This window comes from Pseudomonas sp. XWY-1, from assembly GCF_002953115.1.
In the GTDB taxonomy this organism is placed as follows: Bacteria; Pseudomonadota; Gammaproteobacteria; order Pseudomonadales; family Pseudomonadaceae; genus Aquipseudomonas; species Aquipseudomonas alloputida.
Genome location: NZ_CP026332.1, coordinates 4,653,562 through 4,674,595, shown reverse-complemented (window position 1 = coordinate 4,674,595; position 21,034 = coordinate 4,653,562). Strand labels below are relative to the sequence as shown.

General features: G+C 64.1%; 19 protein-coding genes. 10 read left to right on the top strand and 9 right to left on the bottom strand.

Annotated elements, in window-relative coordinates:
* Positions 1-254 precede the first annotated feature (254 nt).
* The 6 genes from adk to PRJ_RS21805 all read left to right on the top strand — a co-directional run bounded on the left by adk (position 255) and on the right by PRJ_RS21805 (position 4,562).
* Positions 255-905, top strand: coding sequence for an adenylate kinase (gene adk, locus PRJ_RS21830; RefSeq protein ID WP_004575467.1), 651 nt, complete (start codon positions 255-257; stop codon positions 903-905).
* Between the two features lie 139 nt (positions 906-1,044).
* Entirely contained in the window at positions 1,045-1,719 is a 675-nt protein-coding gene (tsaB, locus tag PRJ_RS21825) for a tRNA (adenosine(37)-N6)-threonylcarbamoyltransferase complex dimerization subunit type 1 TsaB (protein ID WP_014592162.1), read from the top strand.
* Between the two features lie 131 nt (positions 1,720-1,850).
* On the top strand, positions 1,851-2,141 hold the full coding sequence (locus PRJ_RS21820; RefSeq protein WP_014592161.1) for a hypothetical protein: 291 nt from the start codon (positions 1,851-1,853) through the stop codon (positions 2,139-2,141).
* 3 nt (positions 2,142-2,144) lie between these two features.
* Positions 2,145-3,014: a DUF72 domain-containing protein gene (locus PRJ_RS21815; protein ID WP_020192467.1), complete on the top strand. Its 870-nt coding sequence runs from the start codon at positions 2,145-2,147 to the stop codon at positions 3,012-3,014.
* Positions 3,015-3,042: 28 nt separating this feature from the next.
* Entirely contained in the window at positions 3,043-3,873 is an 831-nt protein-coding gene (locus tag PRJ_RS21810) for an oxaloacetate decarboxylase (protein ID WP_104962444.1), read from the top strand.
* A complete protein-coding gene (locus tag PRJ_RS21805; RefSeq protein ID WP_104962443.1) occupies positions 3,873-4,562 on the top strand; it encodes an extensin family protein in 690 nt (229 codons plus the stop codon). The genes PRJ_RS21810 and PRJ_RS21805 overlap by 1 nt, the downstream gene beginning before the upstream one ends.
* Positions 4,563-4,564: 2 nt before the next feature.
* Here PRJ_RS21805 and PRJ_RS21800 read toward each other — a convergent pair whose 3' ends face one another.
* A complete protein-coding gene (locus tag PRJ_RS21800) occupies positions 4,565-5,185 on the bottom strand; it encodes a hypothetical protein (RefSeq protein WP_010952603.1) in 621 nt (206 codons plus the stop codon).
* 104 nt (positions 5,186-5,289) lie between these two features.
* On the opposite strand from PRJ_RS21800, the gene PRJ_RS21795 reads away from it, so the two are divergent.
* Positions 5,290-6,066 (top strand): class I SAM-dependent methyltransferase, encoded by a 777-nt coding sequence (locus tag PRJ_RS21795; protein WP_104962442.1) that lies wholly within the window; start codon positions 5,290-5,292, stop codon positions 6,064-6,066.
* A gap of 69 nt (positions 6,067-6,135) precedes the next feature.
* Here the strand turns inward: PRJ_RS21795 and PRJ_RS21790 are convergent, their stop codons facing one another.
* On the bottom strand, positions 6,136-6,777 hold the full coding sequence (locus PRJ_RS21790; protein WP_064491434.1) for a TetR/AcrR family transcriptional regulator: 642 nt from the start codon (positions 6,775-6,777) through the stop codon (positions 6,136-6,138).
* Between the two features lie 250 nt (positions 6,778-7,027).
* Here PRJ_RS21790 and PRJ_RS21785 point away from each other — a divergent pair, with 250 nt between their 5' ends.
* Together PRJ_RS21785 and PRJ_RS21780 are read left to right on the top strand one after the other, a co-directional pair.
* Positions 7,028-8,128, top strand: a complete 1,101-nt coding sequence (locus tag PRJ_RS21785) for an efflux RND transporter periplasmic adaptor subunit (RefSeq protein ID WP_012053558.1) — start codon at positions 7,028-7,030, stop codon at positions 8,126-8,128.
* 6 nt (positions 8,129-8,134) lie between these two features.
* Positions 8,135-11,200: an efflux RND transporter permease subunit gene (locus tag PRJ_RS21780; protein WP_104962441.1), complete on the top strand. Its 3,066-nt coding sequence runs from the start codon at positions 8,135-8,137 to the stop codon at positions 11,198-11,200.
* A gap of 444 nt (positions 11,201-11,644) precedes the next feature.
* Here PRJ_RS21780 and PRJ_RS21770 read toward each other — a convergent pair whose 3' ends face one another.
* The 3 genes from PRJ_RS21770 to plsB form a co-directional block, all read right to left on the bottom strand.
* The gene (locus PRJ_RS21770; protein WP_003252248.1) at positions 11,645-12,331 is read right to left on the bottom strand and encodes a DUF4197 domain-containing protein; all 687 of its coding nucleotides are present in this window, start codon (positions 12,329-12,331) and stop codon (positions 11,645-11,647) included.
* 33 nt (positions 12,332-12,364) lie between these two features.
* Entirely contained in the window at positions 12,365-12,763 is a 399-nt protein-coding gene (locus PRJ_RS21765; protein ID WP_003252249.1) for a YbaY family lipoprotein, read from the bottom strand.
* A 76-nt stretch (positions 12,764-12,839) separates the two neighbouring features.
* Positions 12,840-15,326: a glycerol-3-phosphate 1-O-acyltransferase PlsB gene (gene plsB, locus PRJ_RS21760; RefSeq protein ID WP_104962440.1), complete on the bottom strand. Its 2,487-nt coding sequence runs from the start codon at positions 15,324-15,326 to the stop codon at positions 12,840-12,842.
* Between the two features lie 233 nt (positions 15,327-15,559).
* Here plsB and PRJ_RS21755 point away from each other — a divergent pair, with 233 nt between their 5' ends.
* Positions 15,560-15,769 (top strand): cold-shock protein, encoded by a 210-nt coding sequence (locus PRJ_RS21755; protein WP_003252255.1) that lies wholly within the window; start codon positions 15,560-15,562, stop codon positions 15,767-15,769.
* A 122-nt stretch (positions 15,770-15,891) separates the two neighbouring features.
* Here the strand turns inward: PRJ_RS21755 and PRJ_RS21750 are convergent, their stop codons facing one another.
* The 4 genes from PRJ_RS21750 to PRJ_RS21735 form a co-directional block, all read right to left on the bottom strand.
* Complete coding sequence (locus tag PRJ_RS21750) at positions 15,892-16,269, bottom strand: hypothetical protein (RefSeq protein ID WP_010952612.1); 378 nt, start codon at positions 16,267-16,269, stop codon at positions 15,892-15,894.
* 17 nt (positions 16,270-16,286) lie between these two features.
* Positions 16,287-17,099: a putative RNA methyltransferase gene (locus PRJ_RS21745; RefSeq protein ID WP_104962439.1), complete on the bottom strand. Its 813-nt coding sequence runs from the start codon at positions 17,097-17,099 to the stop codon at positions 16,287-16,289.
* The gene (gene dapE / locus PRJ_RS21740) at positions 17,099-18,250 is read right to left on the bottom strand and encodes a succinyl-diaminopimelate desuccinylase (RefSeq protein WP_004574734.1); all 1,152 of its coding nucleotides are present in this window, start codon (positions 18,248-18,250) and stop codon (positions 17,099-17,101) included. Before dapE ends, PRJ_RS21745 begins: the two co-directional genes overlap by 1 nt.
* 190 nt (positions 18,251-18,440) lie before the next feature.
* On the bottom strand, positions 18,441-21,032 hold the full coding sequence (locus tag PRJ_RS21735) for a glycosyltransferase (RefSeq protein ID WP_104962438.1): 2,592 nt from the start codon (positions 21,030-21,032) through the stop codon (positions 18,441-18,443).
* Positions 21,033-21,034: the final 2 nt, after the last annotated feature.

Genomic DNA, 21,034 nt, shown 5'->3' with positions numbered 1-21,034 from the left:
CAAGCCCGGGTCATGTCTGGCGCGTGCCATACAGGCCCGGCACTATGACGGGGAGGGTGGTTGCGCCTGGCGCAACCGCCTGCCCGGTCAGCCGCAAGTGGCGCATTCCTGCAACTTTGGGACGCTTGTCTGGCTGCCGGGCGCTGTGTATCTTGAGCAGCCTTCTGACCGATTTATGGTCATACCCGATTTTCCGGACTTGGCCCTGGTCGCCGAATCCATTGAATTTCATAAAAAAATTTGAGGAGCACGAGATGCGCGTAATTCTGCTGGGAGCTCCCGGGGCCGGTAAAGGTACTCAGGCAAAGTTCATCACCGAAAAGTTCGGTATTCCACAGATCTCCACCGGTGACATGCTTCGTGCCGCCGTCAAGGCTGGCACCCCGCTGGGCCTGGAGCTGAAGAAAGTCATGGATGCCGGCCAGCTGGTCTCCGACGAGTTGATCATCAGCCTGGTGAAGGAGCGCATCGCTCAGCCTGATTGCGCCAACGGCTGCCTGTTCGACGGCTTCCCACGCACCATCCCACAGGCCGAAGCCATGGTCGCTGCCGGTGTCGACATCGATGCCGTGGTCGAAATTGCCGTGGACGACGAAGAAATCGTCGGCCGCATGGCTGGCCGCCGCGTGCACCTGGCCTCGGGCCGTACCTACCACATTCAGTACAACCCGCCGAAAGTGGAAGGCAAGGACGACGAGACCGGTGAAGACCTGATCCAGCGTGACGACGACAAAGAAGAAACCGTTCGCCATCGCCTGTCGGTCTACCACAGCCAGACCAAGCCGCTGGTGGATTTCTACCAGAAGCTGTCGGCTGCCAATGGCGGCAAGCCGAAGTACAGCCACATCGAAGGTGTCGGCTCGGTTGAAGCCATCACCGCCAAGGTCCTGGCAGCCCTGAGCTGATCCGGCGCCTGAGGCACCTCGACAACGGCCCGCTTGCGGGCCGTTGTCGTTTGTAGGCCGCACAGCGCCCCCTCAGGACACAACGCCGCTGCTGCTCTATACTGCCGCTCTTTTTCATTCGCACCTGGATACCCGTTCGATGACCACCCTGCTGGCCCTGGATACCGCCACCGAAGCCTGTTCCGTCGCGCTGCTGCATGACGGCAAGGTGACCAGCCACTACGAGGTGATCCCGCGCATGCATGCCCAGAAGCTGCTGCCGATGATCAAGCAACTGCTGGCCGACTCTGGCGTGGCACTGAATGCGCTGGATGCCATTGCCTTTGGCCGTGGCCCGGGCGCGTTCACCGGCGTGCGTATTGCCATCGGTGTTGTGCAAGGCCTGGCCTTCGCCCTCGAACGCCCGGTGCTGCCGGTGTCCAACCTGGCCGCATTGGCCCAGGGTGCATTGCGCGAGCAGGGCGTGCAGCAGGTGGCCGCTGCCATCGATGCGCGCATGGATGAAGTGTACTGGGGCTGCTACCAGGCCACGGCGGGTGAAATGTGCCTGGTCGGCCGTGAAGCCGTATTGCCGCCCGAGCAGGTGGCGCTACCGGCAGGCAGCAATGGCGAGTGGTTCGGTGCCGGTACCGGGTGGGGCTACGCCGAGCGCCTGGCGGTACAGGTGGCGGCGAGCAACCCGGCTGCCTTGCCCAATGCTCTGGACATTCTCAGCCTGGCCACCTTTGCCTGGGCCCGTGGCGAGGCAATCGTCGCCGAGCAGGCGCAACCGGTTTATCTGCGCGATAATGTAGCCACGCCCAAGAAGCACTGAGTGCTGTTCGTCGGTTATCGCCGAACACGCTAAAACCTTTTGCGCGATCTGTGGTCCAGTTATCACTCAAGCATTAGCGACGGAACCCTGATGCTGCTAAATTGCCATCATTGGTCCTGAGTGCTCATGCCATGCGTATCGACGGTTTCTCATCGCAGTCCTACCCGCTCAAGCGCACCTCGCGCAAAGCAGCGGTGCGTGACGAGGCCATCGACGATGCCGAGGTGATCGAGGAGGCAGAGGCCGCCCCGCAGGAAGCCACCGCCCGCCGCCCTGGTGGTGGCCTGCCAGCCCGCCAGCAGGACATGGTTTTCCCTCGCGCCCGTGACCGCCGCACCGCCACCGCACTGGCCAGCTACCTGAGCACTGCCGGCTTTACTGACTGGGACATGGAAGTACTGGGGCTCGACCTGTACATTTGATGGATGAATCCCTCACCACTGCCTTACTTTCTCGGTTGCCCGTCGTGGAGCGAAAACGCCTGGCGCGACTACCTGTACCCCGCTGACGCCAACAGTAATCAAATGCTTGGCTTCTACAGCCAGGTGTTCAACGCGGTCGAAGGCAACACCACTTTCTACGCACGTCCCGCTCCCGGCACCATTGCCCGCTGGGCGCAGGTCATGCCCGAGCACTTTCGCTTCACTGCCAAGTTTCCGCGGGATGTCAGCCATGAGGGCGACCTGCGTGACCAGCTTGAACCTGCCTTCGACTTCACTCGGCTGATGGCCCCGCTGGGCCAGCGCGTATCACCCTACTGGCTGCAGTTGCCGGCCCAGTTCGGCCCGGCGCGCCTGGGTGAGCTTTGTCACTTCCTCGATCAGATTGCCGTGCCCGTGGCTGTGGAAGTGCGCAACCAGGCCTTTTTTGCCAAGGGTGAGGAAGAGCGCCTGCTCAATCGCCTGCTGCACGAACGCGGTGTGGAGCGCATCTGTCTCGACCCACGTGCGCTGTTCAGTTGCACCTCGCGCGACCCAGCCGTGCTGCATGCGCAGTCGAAGAAGCCCAAGGTGCCTCCGCGGCCGGCAGCCTTCAGCCAGCACCCGCAGGTTCGCTTCATTGGCCATCCGGAACTGGAGGCCAATCACACCTTCCTTAGCCCTTGGGTAGAAAAAGTCGCCGCCTGGATCGAAGAAGGCCGCAATCCCTATATCTTCCTGCACACCTCGGACAATCGCCTGGCTGCGGCGCTGGCCCAGCGCTTCCATCAACGCCTGATGGCACGCCTGCCGGGCCTGGCACCTTTGCCGGAATTGCCGCGCGCCCCTGAGGTCGAACAATTGGGGCTACTCTGACCTTTCCCTGACTGCCGGAGGTTGAACCATGGATGTGCAAACCCTGCGAGCTGAGGCCTTCAAGGCGTTACACGAGCGCGACGGCGCGTTCGTCATCCCCAACCCGTGGGATGCCGGCTCCGCCAAGTTGCTCGCCAGCCTGGGTTTCGAGGCGCTGGCGACCACCAGTGCAGGCCTGGCCTTCAGCCTGGGCCGGCCAGACGCCGAAGGCGCCTTGAGCCTGGACGATACACTGGACAATGCCGGCGAGATCGTCGATGCCACCGCGCTGCCGGTGGCCGCCGATCTGGAAAACGGTTTTGGCGACTTGCCCGAAGACTGTGCCCAGACCATTCTGCGTGCCGCCGAAATTGGCCTGGTGGGCGGCTCCATCGAAGATGCCAGTGGCCGCAGTGATGCGCCCATCTATGACTTCGGGTTGGCTGTGGAGCGCGTGCGCGCCGCTGTGCAGGCTGCGCGAAGCCTGCCATTCCCGTTCACCTTGTGCGCCCGGGCAGAAAACCTGCTGCACGGACGCATGGACCTCGACGACACCATCCTGCGCCTGCAAGCCTATGCCGAAGCCGGTGCCGACGTGCTCTACGCCCCCGGGCTGCGCACCGTGGAGGAAGTCCGTGCCGTGGTGCAGGCAGTCGCACCGCGCCCTGTGAATGTGCTGATGGGCATGGCGGGCGTGCCGCTGAGCGTCAACCAGTTGCAGGACCTGGGCGTGCGCCGCGTCAGCGTTGGCTCGTCGCTGGCCCGTGCTGCGCTCGGGGCCTTCTACCGGGCCGCGCAGGAAATTCGCGATGAGGGCACGTTCGGCTACGGTGAGCAGACCATGCCGTTTGCCCAGCTGAACGACCTGTTCCGTCGCTGATGCGGGCATTGCTGGCGCTACTGGCCGGCCTGCTGACGGTGGCCGGCCTGGCCTGGCACTTCGGCTGGCGCCTGCCTGCCGCATGGAACCCCTGGGCGCCGCTGGACGTACGCCAGCCGCCCAACCTGCTGACCCCCTACAAACTGTCGCGCCTACGCGATGACCCAGCGCTGTGCCGGCAGGCGCTGGAAACCAGCCACCTGCGTTACCGGGCACAAGCCGACAGCCCGGCGTCGGCCAACTGCCCGCTGCAGAACGTATGGCGCATCGAGGGCGGCCAGGCGCGGCTGAGCAGCAGCTTTCTGGCCAGTTGCCCGTTGGCGGTGGCCTATGCACTGTTCGAAAACCATGGCTTGCAGCCGGCGGCGCAGGAAGTGTTTGGGCAACCGGTGACGCAGGTCGATCACTTGGGCAGCTTTGCCTGCCGCAACGTCTACCACCGCAAGCAGGGCCGTTTGAGCCAGCACGCCACGGCCAATGCGCTGGACATCAGCGGTTTTCGCCTGAAGGACGGCCAGCGCATTATCCTGGCGCGTGACTGGCAGGCGGGCGGGCAGAAGGCGGAATTCTTGCGTCAGGTGCAGCAGGCCGCTTGCGAGAGCTTCAGCACGGTACTGGGGCCGGATTACAACGCTGCGCACCGCAACCACTTTCACCTGGACATGGGGCGCTGGCAGATCTGTCGTTAGCCTCAGGCGTACGCGCGCACGTTGTTCAGCACCACTGGGCGCGCCCAGTGGATGTCGAACGCCAGGTCATTCTGCTGCTTGGCCAGGGTGGCGTCGTCGAACGGTTCCGGGGCCGGGTCCAGCAGGTTGCTTTCCAGCTCGGCGATGGGTAGGAACAGTGACCGTGGCGTGGGGCCAGGGCCGGGTTCGGCGATCGGCTGACCCTGGTTCATCACCACCGGGCGCAGCCAGCTGTTGTTGATGTCGAGCTGGCGCTGTTGCTCGATCAGTTCCATGGCGCTGAACGGCTCGGGGGCGGGCGGCAGCAGCTTGGCTTCAAGTTCGGCCTTGGGCAGAAACAACGGTTCGGGTGGCGCCACGATGGTGTCGTGCACCGGGCAGGCGCGCTGGGCGTCGATCAAGGCCAGTGCACGGGCGCCGCCGATGGGTTCGCCGCTGTCCTGGTCGTATTGCACGAACGACTGGCTGACGCCGTCTACGGGCTCTTCCTGCTGCTCGGCCATGGCCCGGGCAAAGAAATCCTGCCACAGGTGGCTGACGCCCCCGAGTGCCTGGGTGTTGTGCTGACTGTAGTTGCCGACGGGCGACAAATAGGTCAAGCCGATGGGAAGAGTATCTGACATGGCAGTCGTGCGCGCTGTGCTCTGGCAGAATAGCGGGATATTGCCTGTATCGGCCGTGGCTGCCGATTCATTAAGGGCTTGGTTTGATTTTTCGGGTGTGAACGATGGAAGAGCAAGGCACGGGTATCAGGGTCGAGGCGATTACAGCTGAGTATGCGCAACAGGCCAGGGCGTGGGCTGAACGCCTGGGCCTGCCGCTGCAGGACGATACCGCCGCCTTCGCTGTGCAGGTGGGCGTCGACGGCTTGCAGATTCAGCAACTGGGCCCGCAGGCGCCTGGGCCGGTGCGTGTGGACTTCGTCGAAGGCCAGGCTGCGCATCGCCGCCAGTTTGGCGGCGGCAACGGGCAGATGATCGCCAAGGCCGTGGGCATTGCCCAAGGTATCCGGCCGCAGGTACTGGATGCCACGGCGGGGCTGGGCAAGGACGCGTTCGTGCTGGCCAGCCTTGGCTGCCAGATGACCCTGATCGAGCGCCAGCCGCTGATTGCCGCGCTGCTGGAGGACGGCCTGGCGCGGGCCCGGGCGGATGAAGAGGTGGGCCCGATTGTCGGGCGCATGCGTCTGCTGACCGGCAACGCCATCGAGCGCATGCGCGCCTGGGAAGGGGAGGCGCCGCAGGTGATCTACCTCGACCCGATGTTCCCGCACCGCGACAAGAGCGCCCTGGTGAAAAAGGAAATGCGTGTGTTCCGGCCTTTGGTGGGCGATGACCCGGATGCCCCTGCGCTGCTTGAAGCCGCCCTGGCGCTGGCCAGCCACCGGGTGGTGGTGAAGCGCCCGCGCAAGGCACCGATCATCGACGGGCCGAAGCCGAGCCACAGCCTGGAAGGCAAGTCGAGCCGGTATGACATTTATCCGAAGAAGGCGTTGAAAGCCTGACGTTTGTGTGGCCTGCCCAGGCCTCTTCGCGGGTAAGCTCGCGAAGAGGCCTGCAAAGATATCCAGGTATCAGGGTTTGAATGCCCTCAAGAACACCCCCACCACCTCGCGCACATGCGCCTCGGCTTCATCGCCTTCCAGCGGCCCCGCACATCCCAGCAGCAACCGGTAATCCGGTGCCCCTTTGACCAGGCAGAAGAAGTGCTCCGCGGCGCGCAGCGGGTTGTCGATGCGCAGCAGCCCGCGCTCATGTGCCCCACGCAGTAGCGCTTCCATGCCTGCGAGTACGCGCTTGGGCCCGGCCTCGTAGAAGTACTCGCCAAAACTCGGGTCCAGGCTGCCCTGGGCCATGATCAGGCGGCTGAGCTTGATCGCTTCGTCACTGCTGATAAGCGCCTGGAAGTTGCGGGCAATCGTCAGCAGCACTTCTTCCACCGGTACCCCCTCGGGATACTCGAACAGCAGGTCAGGCAACTGGATCTGGCAGGTGGCCATGACCGCCGAACAGAACAATGTCTGTTTGTCGGTGAAGTGGCTGTACACGGTGAGCTTTGAAACACCTGCCGCCGCAGCGACCGCATCCATGCTGGTGTTGGCGTAGCCAAGGCTGAGGAACAGGGCCTTGGCCGCTTCAAGGATCGCCTCGCGCTTGGCCAGGTCCTTGGGCCGGCCTGGGCCGATGGGTGCGTCGTTGAGCATTGTGGTCTGCATCTGGTTTAAGAATCCCCATCTTAACGGGTCAGCCGCGATACGGCTAAACCTAGCTCACATTTACCTGCGGCCTGCCAGCGTTCAGTTGATCGACAGGGTGGGCGTTCAGCCGCCGCTTGATCTCACAGGCGCCAGAGGGCTCCAGCCAGGTCGTCGAAAAGCCAGCGCATGCCCTTCCCGGCATCGTTGCGCTGATTTAATATACCAGCCAGTACAAATATTAAATGTGCACTCCGCGAAAGGATTCATCATGTTGCGCCATGCCTTGTCCATCGCTCTGCCCGCCGCCGCTGCCCTGCTTCTGGCGGCGTGTGGCCAGGAAGCCGCCCCACCCGCCGCGCCGCGCCCGGCGCTGGTGGTGCAGCCACAGCCGGCCGAAGCCGCTGCCGACAGTTACCCCGGCGAAGTGCGCGCGCGCTTCGAGCCGGAGCTGGCCTTCCGCATTGGCGGCAAGGTCAGCAAGCGCCTGGTGGAGGAGGGGCAGCGGGTCAAGGCCGACCAGCCGCTGGCCGAGCTGGACCCGCAGGACGTGCGCCTGCAACTTGAAGCCAATCGCGCCCAGCTGGCGGCTGCCGAGGCCAACCTGGCATTGGTGCGCGCCGAGCGCGACCGCTACCAGAAGCTGCTGGAACGGCAGATGGTCAGCCACTCCCAGTTCGACAACGCCGAAAACCTCTACCGTGCAGGCCTTGCCCGTCTGAAGCAGGCCAAGGCCGAGTTCGATGTGGCGGGCAACCAGGCCGAATATGCCGTATTGCGTGCGCCGCAGGCCGGGGTGATCGCCAAGCGCCAGGTTGAAGTGGGCCAGGTGGTCGCCGCCGGGCAGACCGTGTTCACCCTTGCCGCCGATGGCGAGCGAGAAGTGGCCATCGGCCTGCCGGAGCAGCAGTTTGCCCGCTTCGCTGTGGGCCAACCGGTGAGCGTGGAGCTGTGGTCGCACCCGCAGGCGCGTTTCCAGGGGCGCATTCGCGAGCTGTCACCGGCCGCCGACCCGCGCTCGCGCACGTTCGCGGCGCGCATCGCCTTCACCACGGCCGCCGTACCGGCCGAGCTGGGCCAGAGCGCCCGGGTGTTCATCGCCAAGGACGGGCTGATCCCGCTGGCGGTACCGCTGTCGGCAGTGACTGCGGAAAACGGTCAGGCCTATGTCTGGCGGGTGAACAAGGAAAGCCGCCTGGAGCGGGCGACCGTGCGCCTGGGGGCTTATGGCAGCGACAGCGTGCCGGTGCTCGAAGGCCTGGACCCGGGTGACTGGGTGGTTGCCGCTGGTGGCCATGTACTGCGCGAGGGCCAGGAGGTACGCCCCGTGGACCGCAGCAACCGTGTAGTGAACCTGACGGCCAAGGAGTAAGTCCCGATGGGTTTCAACCTTTCTGCCTGGGCGCTGCGCAACCGCCAGATCGTCCTGTTCCTGATGATCCTGCTGGCCGCCATTGGCGCCATGTCGTACACCAAGCTTGGCCAGAGCGAGGACCCGCCATTCACCTTCAAGGCCATGGTCATCCGCACCCTGTGGCCAGGCGCCAGCGCTGAAGAAGTGGCGCGGCAGGTGACCGAGCGCATCGAGAAGAAGCTGATGGAAACCGGTGAGTACGAGAGAATCGTCTCGTTCTCTCGCCCCGGCGAATCGCAGGTTACTTTCATGGCCCGCGACTCGCTGCACTCCAAGGACATCCCCGAGTTGTGGTACCAGATCCGCAAGAAGGTTGCGGACATTCGCCACACCTTGCCGCCGGAGATCCAGGGCCCGTTCTTCAACGACGAGTTCGGCACCACCTTCGGCAACATCTATGCGCTGACTGGCGAAGGCTTTGACTATGCGGTGCTCAAGGACTACGCCGACCGTATCCAGATCCAGCTGCAGCGGGTCAAGGATGTGGGCAAGGTCGAGCTGATCGGCCTGCAGGACGAGAAAGTCTGGATCGAGCTGTCCAACCTCAAGTTGGCCACCCTCGGCGTGCCCCTGGAAGCCGTGCAGAAGGCGTTGCAAGAGCAGAACGCGGTGAGCACCGCCGGTTTCTTCGAGACGCCCAGCGAGCGCTTGCAACTGCGCGTGAGCGGGCGTTTCGACAGTGTCGAGCAGATCCGCCAGTTCCCCATTCGCGTGGGTGATCGCACCTTCCGGATTGGTGATGTCGCCGAGGTGCACCGTGGCTTCAACGACCCACCTGCACCGCGCATGCGCTTCATGGGCGAGGATGCCATTGGCCTGGCGGTGTCGATGAAAGACGGTGGCGACATCCTGGTACTGGGCAAGGCCCTGGAAGGCGAGTTCGAGCGCCTGGCGCATAACCTGCCTGCCGGCATGGCGCTGCGCAAGGTTTCGGATCAACCGGCGGCGGTCAAGGCCGGCGTGGGCGAGTTCGTGCAGGTGCTGGTCGAGGCGTTGGTCATTGTGCTGCTGGTGAGCTTCTTCTCGCTGGGTCTGCGCACTGGCCTGGTGGTGGCGCTGGCCATTCCGCTGGTGTTGGCCATGACCTTTGCCGCCATGCACTACTTCGGCATCGGCCTGCACAAGATTTCCCTTGGCGCGCTGGTGCTGGCCCTGGGCTTGCTGGTGGACGACGCGATCATTGCCGTGGAGATGATGGCGATCAAGATGGAGCAGGGCTATGACCGCCTCAAGGCAGCCAGCTATGCCTGGACGAGTACGGCCTTCCCGATGCTCACCGGTACGCTGATCACGGCAGCAGGCTTTCTGCCGATTGCCACCGCGGCCTCCAGCACGGGCGAATACACCCGGTCGATCTTCCAGGTGGTCACCATCGCTTTGCTGACCTCTTGGGTGGCGGCCGTGGTGTTCGTGCCTTACCTGGGCGAGCGCCTGCTACCCGACCTGGCCAAGCTGCATGCGGCGCGTCATGGCAAGGACGGCCATGCACCAGACCCATACGCCACCCCGTTCTACCAGCGCGTGCGACGGCTGGTGGAGTGGTGCGTACGGCGGCGCAAGACGGTAATTCTGCTGACCATCGCTGCCTTTGTCGGCAGCATCCTGCTGTTCCGCTTCGTACCCCAGCAGTTCTTCCCGGCTTCCGGGCGCCCGGAGCTGATGGTTGACCTGAAGCTGGCCGAAGGTGCCTCGCTGGCCAATACCGCCGAGCGGGTCAAGCAGCTGGAGGGGCTGCTCAAGCAGCAGGACGGTATCGACAACTACGTGGCCTATGTGGGCACCGGTTCGCCGCGCTTCTACCTGCCGCTGGACCAGCAACTGCCGGCAGCCAGCTTTGCCCAGTTCGTGGTGCTGGCCAAGTCGATGGAAGACCGCGAGCGCCTGCGCAGTTGGCTGATCAGCACTGTGGACCAGCAGTTCCCCGACCTGCGTGCCCGGGTCACGCGCCTGGAAAACGGCCCGCCTGTGGGCTACCCGGTGCAGTTCCGGGTCACTGGCGAGCATATCGAGAAGGCCCGTGCACTGGCCCGTGAAGTGGCGGACAAGGTGCGCGAGAACCCGCATGTGGTGAACGTGCACCTGGACTGGGAGGAACCCAGCAAGGCGGTGTTCCTCGAAATCGACCAGGACCGCGCCCGTGCGCTGGGCGTGAGCACTTCGCACCTGGCGAGCTTCCTGCAAAGCTCGCTGATCGGCACCACGGTCAGCCAGTACCGCGAGGACAACGAACTGATCGAGATCCTGCTGCGCGGCACCCTTCAGGAGCGCAGCGAGCTGGCCAACCTGGGTAGCCTGGCATTGCCCACCGACAATGGCCAGAGCGTGGCGCTGTCGCAGGTGGCGACCCTGGAGTACGGCTTTGAAGAAGGCATTATCTGGCACCGCAACCGCTTGCCGACGGTGACCGTGCGTGCCGATATCTACGACCAGGAGCAGCCGGCGACGCTGGTGAAGCAGATTCTGCCGACCCTGCAGGAAATCCGCGCCAAGCTGCCCGATGGCTACCTGCTGGAGGTGGGCGGCACGGTGGAGGACTCCGAACGGGGGCAGAAATCGGTGAATGCCGGCATGCCACTGTTCATCGTGGTAGTCCTGAGCTTGCTGATGATCCAGCTGCGCAGTTTCTCGCGCACGGTGATGGTGTTCCTCACCGCGCCGCTGGGGTTGATTGGTGTGACCCTGTTCCTGCTGGTGTTCCGCCAGCCGTTCGGCTTTGTCGCCATGCTTGGCACCATTGCCTTGGCGGGGATGATCATGCGCAACTCGGTGATCCTGGTGGACCAGATCGAGCAGGACATCGCAGCGGGGATGGAGCGCTGGCAGGCGATCATCGAGGCAACGGTGCGGCGCTTCCGGCCGATCGTGCTGACCGCGCTGGCGGCGGTGCTGGCCATGATCCCGTTGTCGCGTAGTGTGTTCTATGGACCGATGGCGGTGGCGATCATGGGTGGGCTGATCGTGGCCACGGTGCTTACACTGCTGTTCCTGCCGGCGTTGTATGCGGCGTGGTTCAGGGTGAAGAAGGGCTGAAGACCGCAGGGGGAGGGCTTGGCCCTCCCTTCGCGGGTGAACCCGCTCCTACGACGGCCTGTGTCCAACCCCGCCGCCGTGTAGGAGCGGGTTTACCCGCGAATACGGTGGCGGCAGCAACGGTGAGCGGCTGGTGAAAATTGGCCAGCAGGCCCGGCCCCTTCGCGGGTGAACCCGCTCCTACAGAGGACCGCGCAGGCTTTTCGATCATTGTAGGAGCGGGTTTACCCGCGAATACGGTGGCGGCAGCAACGGTGAGCGGCTGGTGAAAATTGGCCAGCAGGCCTGGCCCTTTCGCGGGTGAACCCGCTCCTACAGAGGACCGCGCAGGCTTTTCGATCATTGTAGGAGCGGGTTTACCCGCGAATACGGTAGCGGCAGCAACGTTGAACGGCTGGTGAAAATTGGCCAGCAGGCCCGGCCCTTTCGCGGGTGAACCCGCTCCTACAGCGCGCCGAAGACCTTCTTGGCCAGGCTGGTAGCCGCAGCTGCCGGGTTCTGGCGAATGCTCTGCTCCTGTTTGCCGATCATCTCGAACAGGCCATCCAGCGCCTTCTCGGTCACGTAGTTCTCGATATTGGCGTCATCCTTGACCAGCCCCAGGCCTTTGGCTTGGGCAGCGAAGGCATTGTACTGCTGGGCCACGCCGACCTTGTCGGTGGCCTGCTTGACGATTGGCAGGAACTTGGCGCGGATCTGCTCGCGGCTGCTCTTGTTCAGGTACTGGGTGGCCGAGTCGTCACCGCCGCTGAGAATGCCCTTGGCATCGGTCACGCTCATGTTCTTGACGGCATCCACCAGAATCGCCTGGGCCTGCGGCACGGCGGCCTCGGCGGCTTTGTTCATGCTGGTTTCCAGGGCTTCGACCTGTTCACCCTTGCCGAACATCTTCATGGCCTTGGCGGCTTTGCCCAGGTTGCCTGGCAGCTCGATGCGCACGTCCGGATTATTGCTGAAGCCGCCTGGGGTGCTCAGTTGCTTGACGGCCAGCTGCGCACCTTGGGTCAGGGCATCTTTCAGGCCGCCGGTGGCGTCTTTCTGGCTGAGGTCGCCCAGCGACAGGGCCAGGGCACTGGCCGACAGCAGCAGGCCGGCGCACAGGGTGGTGAAGCGCAGGGAAGTGCGGATCATGAAGCTTTCCTTGTAAACGGATGAGTGCGGGTATCAGCGAACCTGATCTACCTTGATGCGTACCGATTGCGGGTCACTGCCATCAAGCGCGACACCGTGGTGTTCGGTATTGATGAACAGCAACTTGCCATTCAGCTCGATGCGCGCGCTCACCGCATAGCGGTGGCCAGGCTTGACCTGCGCGGGGTCATAGGTGAGATGGAACGGCAGCGGCACGTTGCCTTTGACCGGACCGGCCTGGCGCGCCAGGGTCACGGCAGGGGCGTCCATCAGCGACACATCCTGCAGTTCCACGCTCAGGGTGGCGGCAGGCGGCAGGGCAATGCGCTGCAGGTAGAAGACTTCGCCGTCCAGGCTGGCCTGGTTGGGTGGGGTTTGGCTGGAGCAGGCTGCAAGCAGGGATGCGCAACACAGCATAAAGAGCTTTTTCATGGAATCTCCGGTGTCCTTGGAGCTGGCTTGTGGCCAACCCCACGGACTTTAGCGGATTTTGCCGACCGATGAACCGTTAGAGGGTCGAAGTTTCCAGCCCGTCGTCACGGTGCAGGGCCACCTGGCGGATCGACAGGCGCAGCTCGGCCGACAGTACTCGCTTGGCCACGCCCTCGGCCAGCTCGCCGAGCTTGTCGTGATAACCCAGCTTGCCTTGCGCGTCGGCGTGCAGCACGCCTTGCTGAAGCAAGGTCTGGATGAAGTGGCGGAACAGCGTCTTGTCGAAGAACTCCGGTGCGTTCAGGCCATGCAGGATCGACAGGCGCTGGGCCATCATCACGCACAGGTCTTCCAGCGCTTCGGCGCTCAGGCTGTTCTGCCCGCTGTTGATCAGCAGCGAGGTGGCCATGTAGAAGCGCTGCAGGGTCTGGGTGATGGTGCGGGCGAGCAGGGTCAGCAACACGAACTGCCGCGAGCTGGGCGCCGGGCGCACGTACAGGTCGTTGTCCTGGCGCAGCAGGCCCTGTTCCACCAGCGCGACCAGCCATTGGTCGATGACCTCGTCCAGCTGTTCTGGCGTCCAGCGCAGGAACAGTTCGGCCTGCAGATAGGGATAAAGTGCATGCACATACTGGCCCAGCAGTTGGCGGCTCATGCGTGAACTGCTGAGGAAGAAACTGGCGAGCAGCGCCGGCAGGGCGAAGATGTGCAGCACATTGTTGCGGTAGTAGGTCATCAGCACCGCGTTGCCTTCATCCAGGTAGAGGATGCGGCCCAAGGCGTCCTTCTGCTCGGCCACCAGGTTCATGCTGCGCACATGTTCGATCAGTGCTTTGCCGTCGCCCTCGGGCAGGGTGGTGTGCGGCGAGTAGGGCACTTGGCGCAGCAGCGCCAGGTACAGGTCGAGAACGCGGGTCAGGGCGCGCTCGTCCAGGGCAAGGCGGCTGGTCGACAGCAGTGCCAGGGCCACCAGGTTGACCGGGTTGATGGCGGCCGCCTCGTTGAGGTGACGGGCCACGGTTTCTCCAAGGCGGGCGGTGGTGGCGTTGAGCCAATCCGGCCGGTACTGCGGACCGTGATCCTGTTCACGCCAGCCGGGCTGCTGCTGGTCGAGGAAACCAGCCAGGCGGATGGGTTCGCCGAAGTTGACGTAGACCTGGCCAAAGCGCTGCTTGAGTGCACCGAACACCTTGAAGATGTCCAACACCGACTCCTTCTTCTTGCTGGCGCCGCGCAGTTCGCCCAGGTAGGTACGGCCTTCGAGCACGCGTTCGTAGCCGATGTACACCGGCACGAACACGATTGGCGTACGCGACGAGCGCAGGAAGCTGCGCAGGGTAATGGCCAGCATCCCGGTGCGCGGCTGCAACATGCGCCCGGTACGCGAGCGGCCGCCTTCGACGAAGTACTCGACCGGGAAGCCCTTGGTGTACAGGGTGTGCAGGTACTCGTTGAACACTGCCGTGTAAAGCGGGTTGCCCTTGAACGTGCGGCGCATGAAGAAGGCGCCACCACGGCGTAGCAGGTTACCGACCACAGGCATGTTGAGGTTGATGCCCGCAGCCACGTGCGGCGGGGTGAGGCCGTTGCGGAACAGCAGGTACGACAGCAGCAGGTAATCGATGTGGCTGCGGTGGCACGGCACGTAGATCACTTCATGGCCAGGGGCGATACCCTGCACCTGTTCGATGTGGTTGACCTTGATGCCGTCGTAGATCTTGTTCCAGAACCAGCTGAGCACCACTTCGAGGAAGCGGATGGCGGTATAGGTGTAGTCCGAGGCTATCTCGTTGCCATAGCGCAGTGCCTGGGCCTCGGCTTTGGCCAGCGGCAGGTTCTCGCGCTGAGCTTCGTCGGCAATCGCCTGGCGCACTTGCGGGGCATGGACCAGGCCTTTGACCAGGGTGCGTCGGTGCGAGATGTCCGGGCCGATGACGGCAGTCTTGAGGTTGCGAAAGTGCACGCGCATCAGGCGCTGGGCCATGCGCACGGTGCGCTCGTGACCTTTGTTGTGCTGCACCAGTTCGCGCAGGTGGATTGGCGCGGAGAACTGTACCCGGGTCTTGCGCCCCAGGATCAGTACGGTCAGCAGCCGGCGCAGGCGCCCGGTTACCGCCCAGCTGTCGGCGAACAGCAGCTTCCAGGGGCTGGACTCGCTGGCCGGGGTCTGGCCCCAGAACACGCTGACAGGAATGATCTGCGCATCTTCTTCGGCATGCTGGCTGACGGCAGCCACCAGGCGCTCGAGCGTGGGCGGGGCGCCGCTTTTGTCCTGGCGGCCGAGCCAGTCCGGGTCGGGGGTCAGGTAGAAGAACGCGGCGGGTTCCTGCAGTGGGCCGACGGCTACCGGCAGCACCGGGCGCGGCAGCCCCGCCTTGGTGCACTCGTGGTCGAGCACGGCCAGGTCGGTGAGCGCGGGCGAGGGCAACGCATAGAACACCGGCCGGCTGCGGTCGAGGTTGAGGGTCATGGAAGACTGGTTGATGGTCTCGGAGCGCACCCACAGGTACAACAGGCGACGCAGGCCGCCGAATATCAGGCGGTGCAGGGGGGAACGGGTCATGGGGTGTGTGCCCTGGGTGTGATGTTCAGGTGAGTATTCTGCTATTTAGTCTGCCGTATCGGCGTAAGTTCAGCAAAATTCGGCCAACGACGGGACCGTCATCAATTTTTTTTGTTCTGTGTCATATACTCGGCCTGCCACTTGCAGGATATTTCGGCAAGCGGCGTTGGCACGGGGCAGGTGACCTCGTGCCTGCAAGGCGATCTTCACAATAAAAATCCGGAGTAGTTCAGATGTCGTCTCGTGAGACTGGGAATGTAAAGTGGTTCAACGATGCCAAGGGTTATGGCTTCATTCAGCGCGAAGGTGGTGCGGATGTCTTCGTCCACTATCGGGCGATTCGCGGTGAGGGGCATCGTACCCTGGTCGAAGGGCAGCGGGTGGAGTACGCCTGCGTGCAGGGCCAGAAAGGCCTGCAAGCCGAAGACGTAGTGGGCCTCTGAGCCTCTGGTTTCAAGCCGTAGGAGCGGGCTTGCCCGCGAAGCAGCCACTACGGTGGCTGCCACGGGCGAGGCCCGTGTTCGCGGGTAAGCACGCTCCTACAGAAACGAGCAAGCCTGCCGTTTCATGATGTACGCCAGGTGATTTCCTCTTCACCGTCGGCGCTGATGCGGACCCAGCGGTCAGCATCTTCTTCCCCGTCTTCCTCGACCCAGCCACCCGGCGCGCAGCGCACTTCCACACCCAGCGCGGCAAATGCGGCGCGGGCGCAGGCAACGTCATCGGCCCACGGCGTCTGGTCGCTTTCCAGGTACAGGCTGTTCCATTTCCCTACAGCCTTGGGTAACCAAGTGACCGGAATGTTACCGGCCTGGCATTTGAAGGTATGGCCTTTCTGCTTCCACTCGGTGCACGGGCCGATTGCCTGGGCGAGCCACTCGGCAATCTGCTTGTGGTCGACGTCGGCGTCCTTCAGGTAGATCTCGATATCAGGTTGACGCATAAGGGCTCCGGGTGTGCTCAGTCTTGGCGCACGAAATAGTCATAACGCATGGAAACCGTGACCTCGAACGGCTCGGGCTGGTCGATCACCCGGGCACGTTTTTCGGCGCTGGCGCGCCAGCCGTGTGGGGTCATGGCCAGCAGGTCGGCGCGGGCCTTGGGCGCGGCCAGGCTCAGGCGGAACTCGAGGGTTTCGCTGTGGGCGTGGGCCATGCCTTCAGGGACCAGGGCCAGGTGCTTGTCGTCGGCGTAAGGGCGTACTTCATCGTAGAGCACTTCACGCAGTTCCATCAGGTGGCCGCTGGTCGGGCCGACCCGCATCAGGCCGCCGCCGGGGCTGAGCAAGCGCTTGGCCTCGGTCCAGTCCAGCGGGCTGAAAACGCTGGCGATGAACTGGCAGCTGGCGTCGGTCAGCGGCACGCGGGCCATGCTGGCGACCATCCAGGTGACCGCCGGTGCTCGGCGGCAGGCGCGCTTGACCGCTTCGCGGGAGATGTCCAGCGCATAGCCGTCGGCGGCCGGCAAGGCCTGGGCGATCTGTGCGGTGTAGTAACCCTCGCCGCAGCCGATGTCCAGCCAGGCGCCAGGCTGGCGCTCGGCGGCCAGCTCGGCCAGGCGGCGGGCGACTGGCGCGTAATGGCCGGCGTCGAGAAAGTCGCGGCGTGCCTCGACCATCGCCTGGTTGTCACCGGGGTCGCGGCTGTTCTTGTGCTGCACCGGCAGCAGGTTCAGGTAACCCTGGCGGGCGCGGTCGAAGCGGTGGCCGGCCGGGCACACCACTCCATTGTCGAGCCGGCTCAGCGGCGCCTGGCAAAGCGGGCAGGCAAGCATCAGGCGAGCAACCGGACCAGGGTCTGGTAGTAGATTTCGGTCAGCAGATCGAGGTCGCTGGCCAGGATCCGCTCGTCAACCTGGTGGATGGTGGCGTTGACCGGGCCGAGTTCGACCACCTGGGTGCCCATGGTTGCGATGAAGCGGCCATCGGAGGTACCGCCGCTGGTGGAGGGCTGGGTATCGCGACCGGTGACGCCCTTGATGCTGGCCGCCACGGCGTCGAGCAGCTCGCCTGGTTCGGTCAGGAACGGCAGGCCCGACAGTGCCCAGTCGACCGACCAGTCCAGTTCATGCTTGTCGAGAATCGCCGACACTCGGGCCTGCAGGCCTTCGACGGTGGACTCGGTAGAAAAGCGGAAGTTGAACAGCGCGGTCAGCTCGCCCGGGACCACGTTGGTGGCGCCGGTGCCGGAATTGAGGTTGGAGATCTGGAAGCTGGTTGGCGGGAAGAACGCATTGCCCTCGTCCCAGTGCTCGGCAGCCAGTTCCGCCAGGGCCGGGGCGGCCAGGTGGATCGGGTTGCGCGCCAGGTGCGGGTAGGCCACATGGCCCTGTTTGCCGCGTATGGTCAGCTTGGCGCCCAGCGAACCGCGGCGACCGTTCTTGACCACGTCACCCAGCAAGGTGGTGCTGGACGGTTCGCCGACGATGCACCAGTCCAGGCGCTCGTTGCGCGCTTTCAGGCGCTCGACCACCGCTTTGGTGCCGTGGTGGGCGGGGCCTTCCTCGTCGCTGGTGATCAGAAACGCGACCTTGCCGCGGTGGTTCGGGTAGTCCTGCACGAAGCGCTCGCTGGCGATGACCATGGACGCCAGGCTGCCCTTCATGTCGGCGGCGCCACGGCCGCAGAGCATGCCGTCGGCGTCGATCAGCGCCTCGAACGGTTCATGCTGCCATTGCTGGACCGGGCCGGTAGGCACCACGTCGGTGTGGCCGGCAAAACACAGTACCGGGCCGTCCTGGCTGCCGTGGGTGGCCCAGAAGTTGTCGACATCTTCAATGCGCATCGGCTCCAGCTGGAAACCGACGGCGCCCAGACGGTTCATCATCTGCGCCTGGCAATCGGCGTCGACGGGGGTGACCGAGGGGCGACGGATCAGGTCGCAGGCCAGTTGAAGGGTAGGCGAGAGCTCGGCAGGGGCCGTCATGGGGGACTCCGGGGCAAGGCAAGGCGGGGAAATCTGAGGGGCGTTATCTTATATCAAATGGTTTCGGGCAGCACGGCCCATTCGCGGGCACGCCCGCTCCCACAAGTACTGCACAGCTCTGAACGCCTGTGCCAAGCCTGTGGGAGCGGGCGTGCCCGCGAATGGGCTGCACAGGTCAGCCCAGGCAACTTCAAGCCTGCTGCGCTTCGGCAGCCTTTTCTGCGGGCTTGGGCAGCGACGACAGGAACGCCATCACCAGCGCTGCTACATAAGGCAACGACTGCACCAGCAACATCGCCACCCAGAAGCGCATGTCCGAACTCGGCAGCCCCTGCACCAGGTAGATACCCAACGCCGCGCCCCACAGCAGCACCATGATGAACAGCTCTTCACGGGCTTCGGAAATCGCCACCAGCAACCCATGGCTGTCAGCGTTCTTCGGCGTGCGGAAGAACGGCATGCTGCTGGTGAAGAAACCATACAGTACCGCCTTGGCGATGGTGTGCGACAGTGCCAGCCCGGCCAGCGCAGCTGCGAAGGCATCCTTGAGGTTCACCCCCACCGCTCGGCGGTACAGGAAGATGATCTTGCCGACCTTGAAGAAGAACAGCGCCAGCGGCGGGATGGCGAAGATCATCAAGGGTGGATCGACCCGATGCGGCACGATGATCATCGCCGCCGACCACAACAGCGCGCCGATGGTGAAGAAGATGTTCATGCCATCGGCGATCCACGGTAGCCAGCCGGCCAGGAAGTGGTAGCGCTGGCCACGGGTCAGCTGGCTGCCTTTGCCGCGCAGCAGCGCGCCGGCGTGGTGCTTGATGATCTGGATGGCGCCGTAGGCCCAGCGGAAGCGTTGCTTCTTGAAGTCGATGAAGGTGTCGGGCATCAGGCCCTTGCCGTAGCTGTTGTGGGCGTAGGCGGCGGACAGGCCTTTCTCGAACACGCGCAGGCCCAGTTCGGCGTCCTCGCAGATGCACCACTCGGCCCAGCCCAGTTCTTCCAGCACACTGCGCCGGGTCATGGTCATGGTGCCGTGCTGGATGATCGCGTCACGGTCGTTGCGGGTGACCATACCGATGTGGAAGAAGCCCTTGTATTCGCTGTAGCACAGCTTCTTGAAGGCGCTTTCGTGCTGGTCGCGGTAATCCTGCGGTGACTGCACCACGGCAATTTTCGGGTCGGCGAAGTGCGGCACCATGTGCTTGAGCCAGTTGCGGTCGACGCAGTAGTCCGAGTCGATTACCGCGATCACTTCGGCGTCCTTGGCCGTGTGCGGGATCAGGTAATTCAGCGCGCCACCCTTGAAGCCGGCCAGAGGCGCGACGTGGAAGAACTTGAAGCGCTCGCCAAGCTTTTCGCAGTGGGCCTTGAGCGGCTCCCACACGGCCGGGTCCTTGGTGTTGTTGTCGATCACCAGCACTTCGTAGTCGGGGTAGTCCAGGGCGGCCAAGGCGTCCAGAGTCTGTTTCACCATCTCAGGTGGTTCGTTGTAGCACGGCACATGCACCGACACCTTGGGCCGGTAGGCAGTGTCGGCCTGCACGGGCAGGAACTCGCGGCGGCGCTTGTGTATCCAGACCGCCTCGGCCAGTTCGTGGGCCTCGGTGAGCAGCACGATGAACACGCCCAGCGCGCCGAGGGCCAGCAGCACGCCCACGGTCAGGCTGAACCAGGTGCTGTATTGCTGGCTGTAGTCGTAGGCGATCCACACCAGCACCGACCCGCACAGGAAGGTGATGAACGTCAGGAAGGTACGGCCACGCTGGCGCAGGGCCGAGCCATCGATGAACAGCACCATCAAGGCGATCATTGCCAGCACCACCGACGCCACTGCCAGGGCCCGCCACTGCGGGATCGCCACCACGGGGCCGTCGAAGTTGAACTTCTGCTGGCGCTCGGCGTTGTAGACGCCCCAGTAGGCGCCTACCGAACCTTCGTCGCTGGCCTTCCAGGGTTGGTCATAGGCTTCAATGACAAAGTAGTTGTAGCCACGGCGGTTGAGGGTGTTGACCAGGGTGCGCAAGTAGATGGCCTGGTCGGCCTGTGTGGCATCGGCACCACCGCGCATGCGGCCGTTGCTCGGCCAGCCGACTTCCGACAGCAGCAGGGGTTTGCGCGGGAACTGGTGCTTCAGTTCACGGGCGCGCTCGAGGACGAACTCGACCGAATCCTTCATCGGCACGAACTCCCAGTAGGGCAGGATGTGCGCGGCAATCAGGTCGACGTGTCTGGCCAGCTCAGGATGTTCCTTCCAGATGTGCCATTGTTCACTGGTGGTCACGGGCACCTTCACGGCTGCGCGTACCCGGTCCAGGTATTTGATCAGGTTTTCCGGTGTGACCTCTTCACGGAACAGCGCCTCGTTGCCGACCACCACCCGCACCACGCTGCGCGATGTGTTGGCCAGCTGGATGGCCGTGGCGATTTCGCGCTCGTTGCGCTCCAGGTCCGGGCTGATCCATATCCCCAGCGTCACCCGCAGGCCGAACTCTTCGGCCAGGCGCGGGATGTCGGCCTGGGTGCCTTCCACGGTATAGATACGGATGCTGTCGGTCAGTTTGCTCAGTTGCTCCAGGTCCTGGCGCATTTCGTCGTCAGTGGGGTACTGACCCTTCTGTGGGCTTTCGCCCAGGCGGAACGGCGAATACGAAAAACCAGAGATCTGTTCTGGCCAGGCGGGGGCGGAGACCGGGCGGTTGATCAGTGCCCAGAACCCGGTGAACAGTGCGGCGATGGTCAGCACCACTACCAGGTTCAGGCCGAATTTACGTGAAGACATCG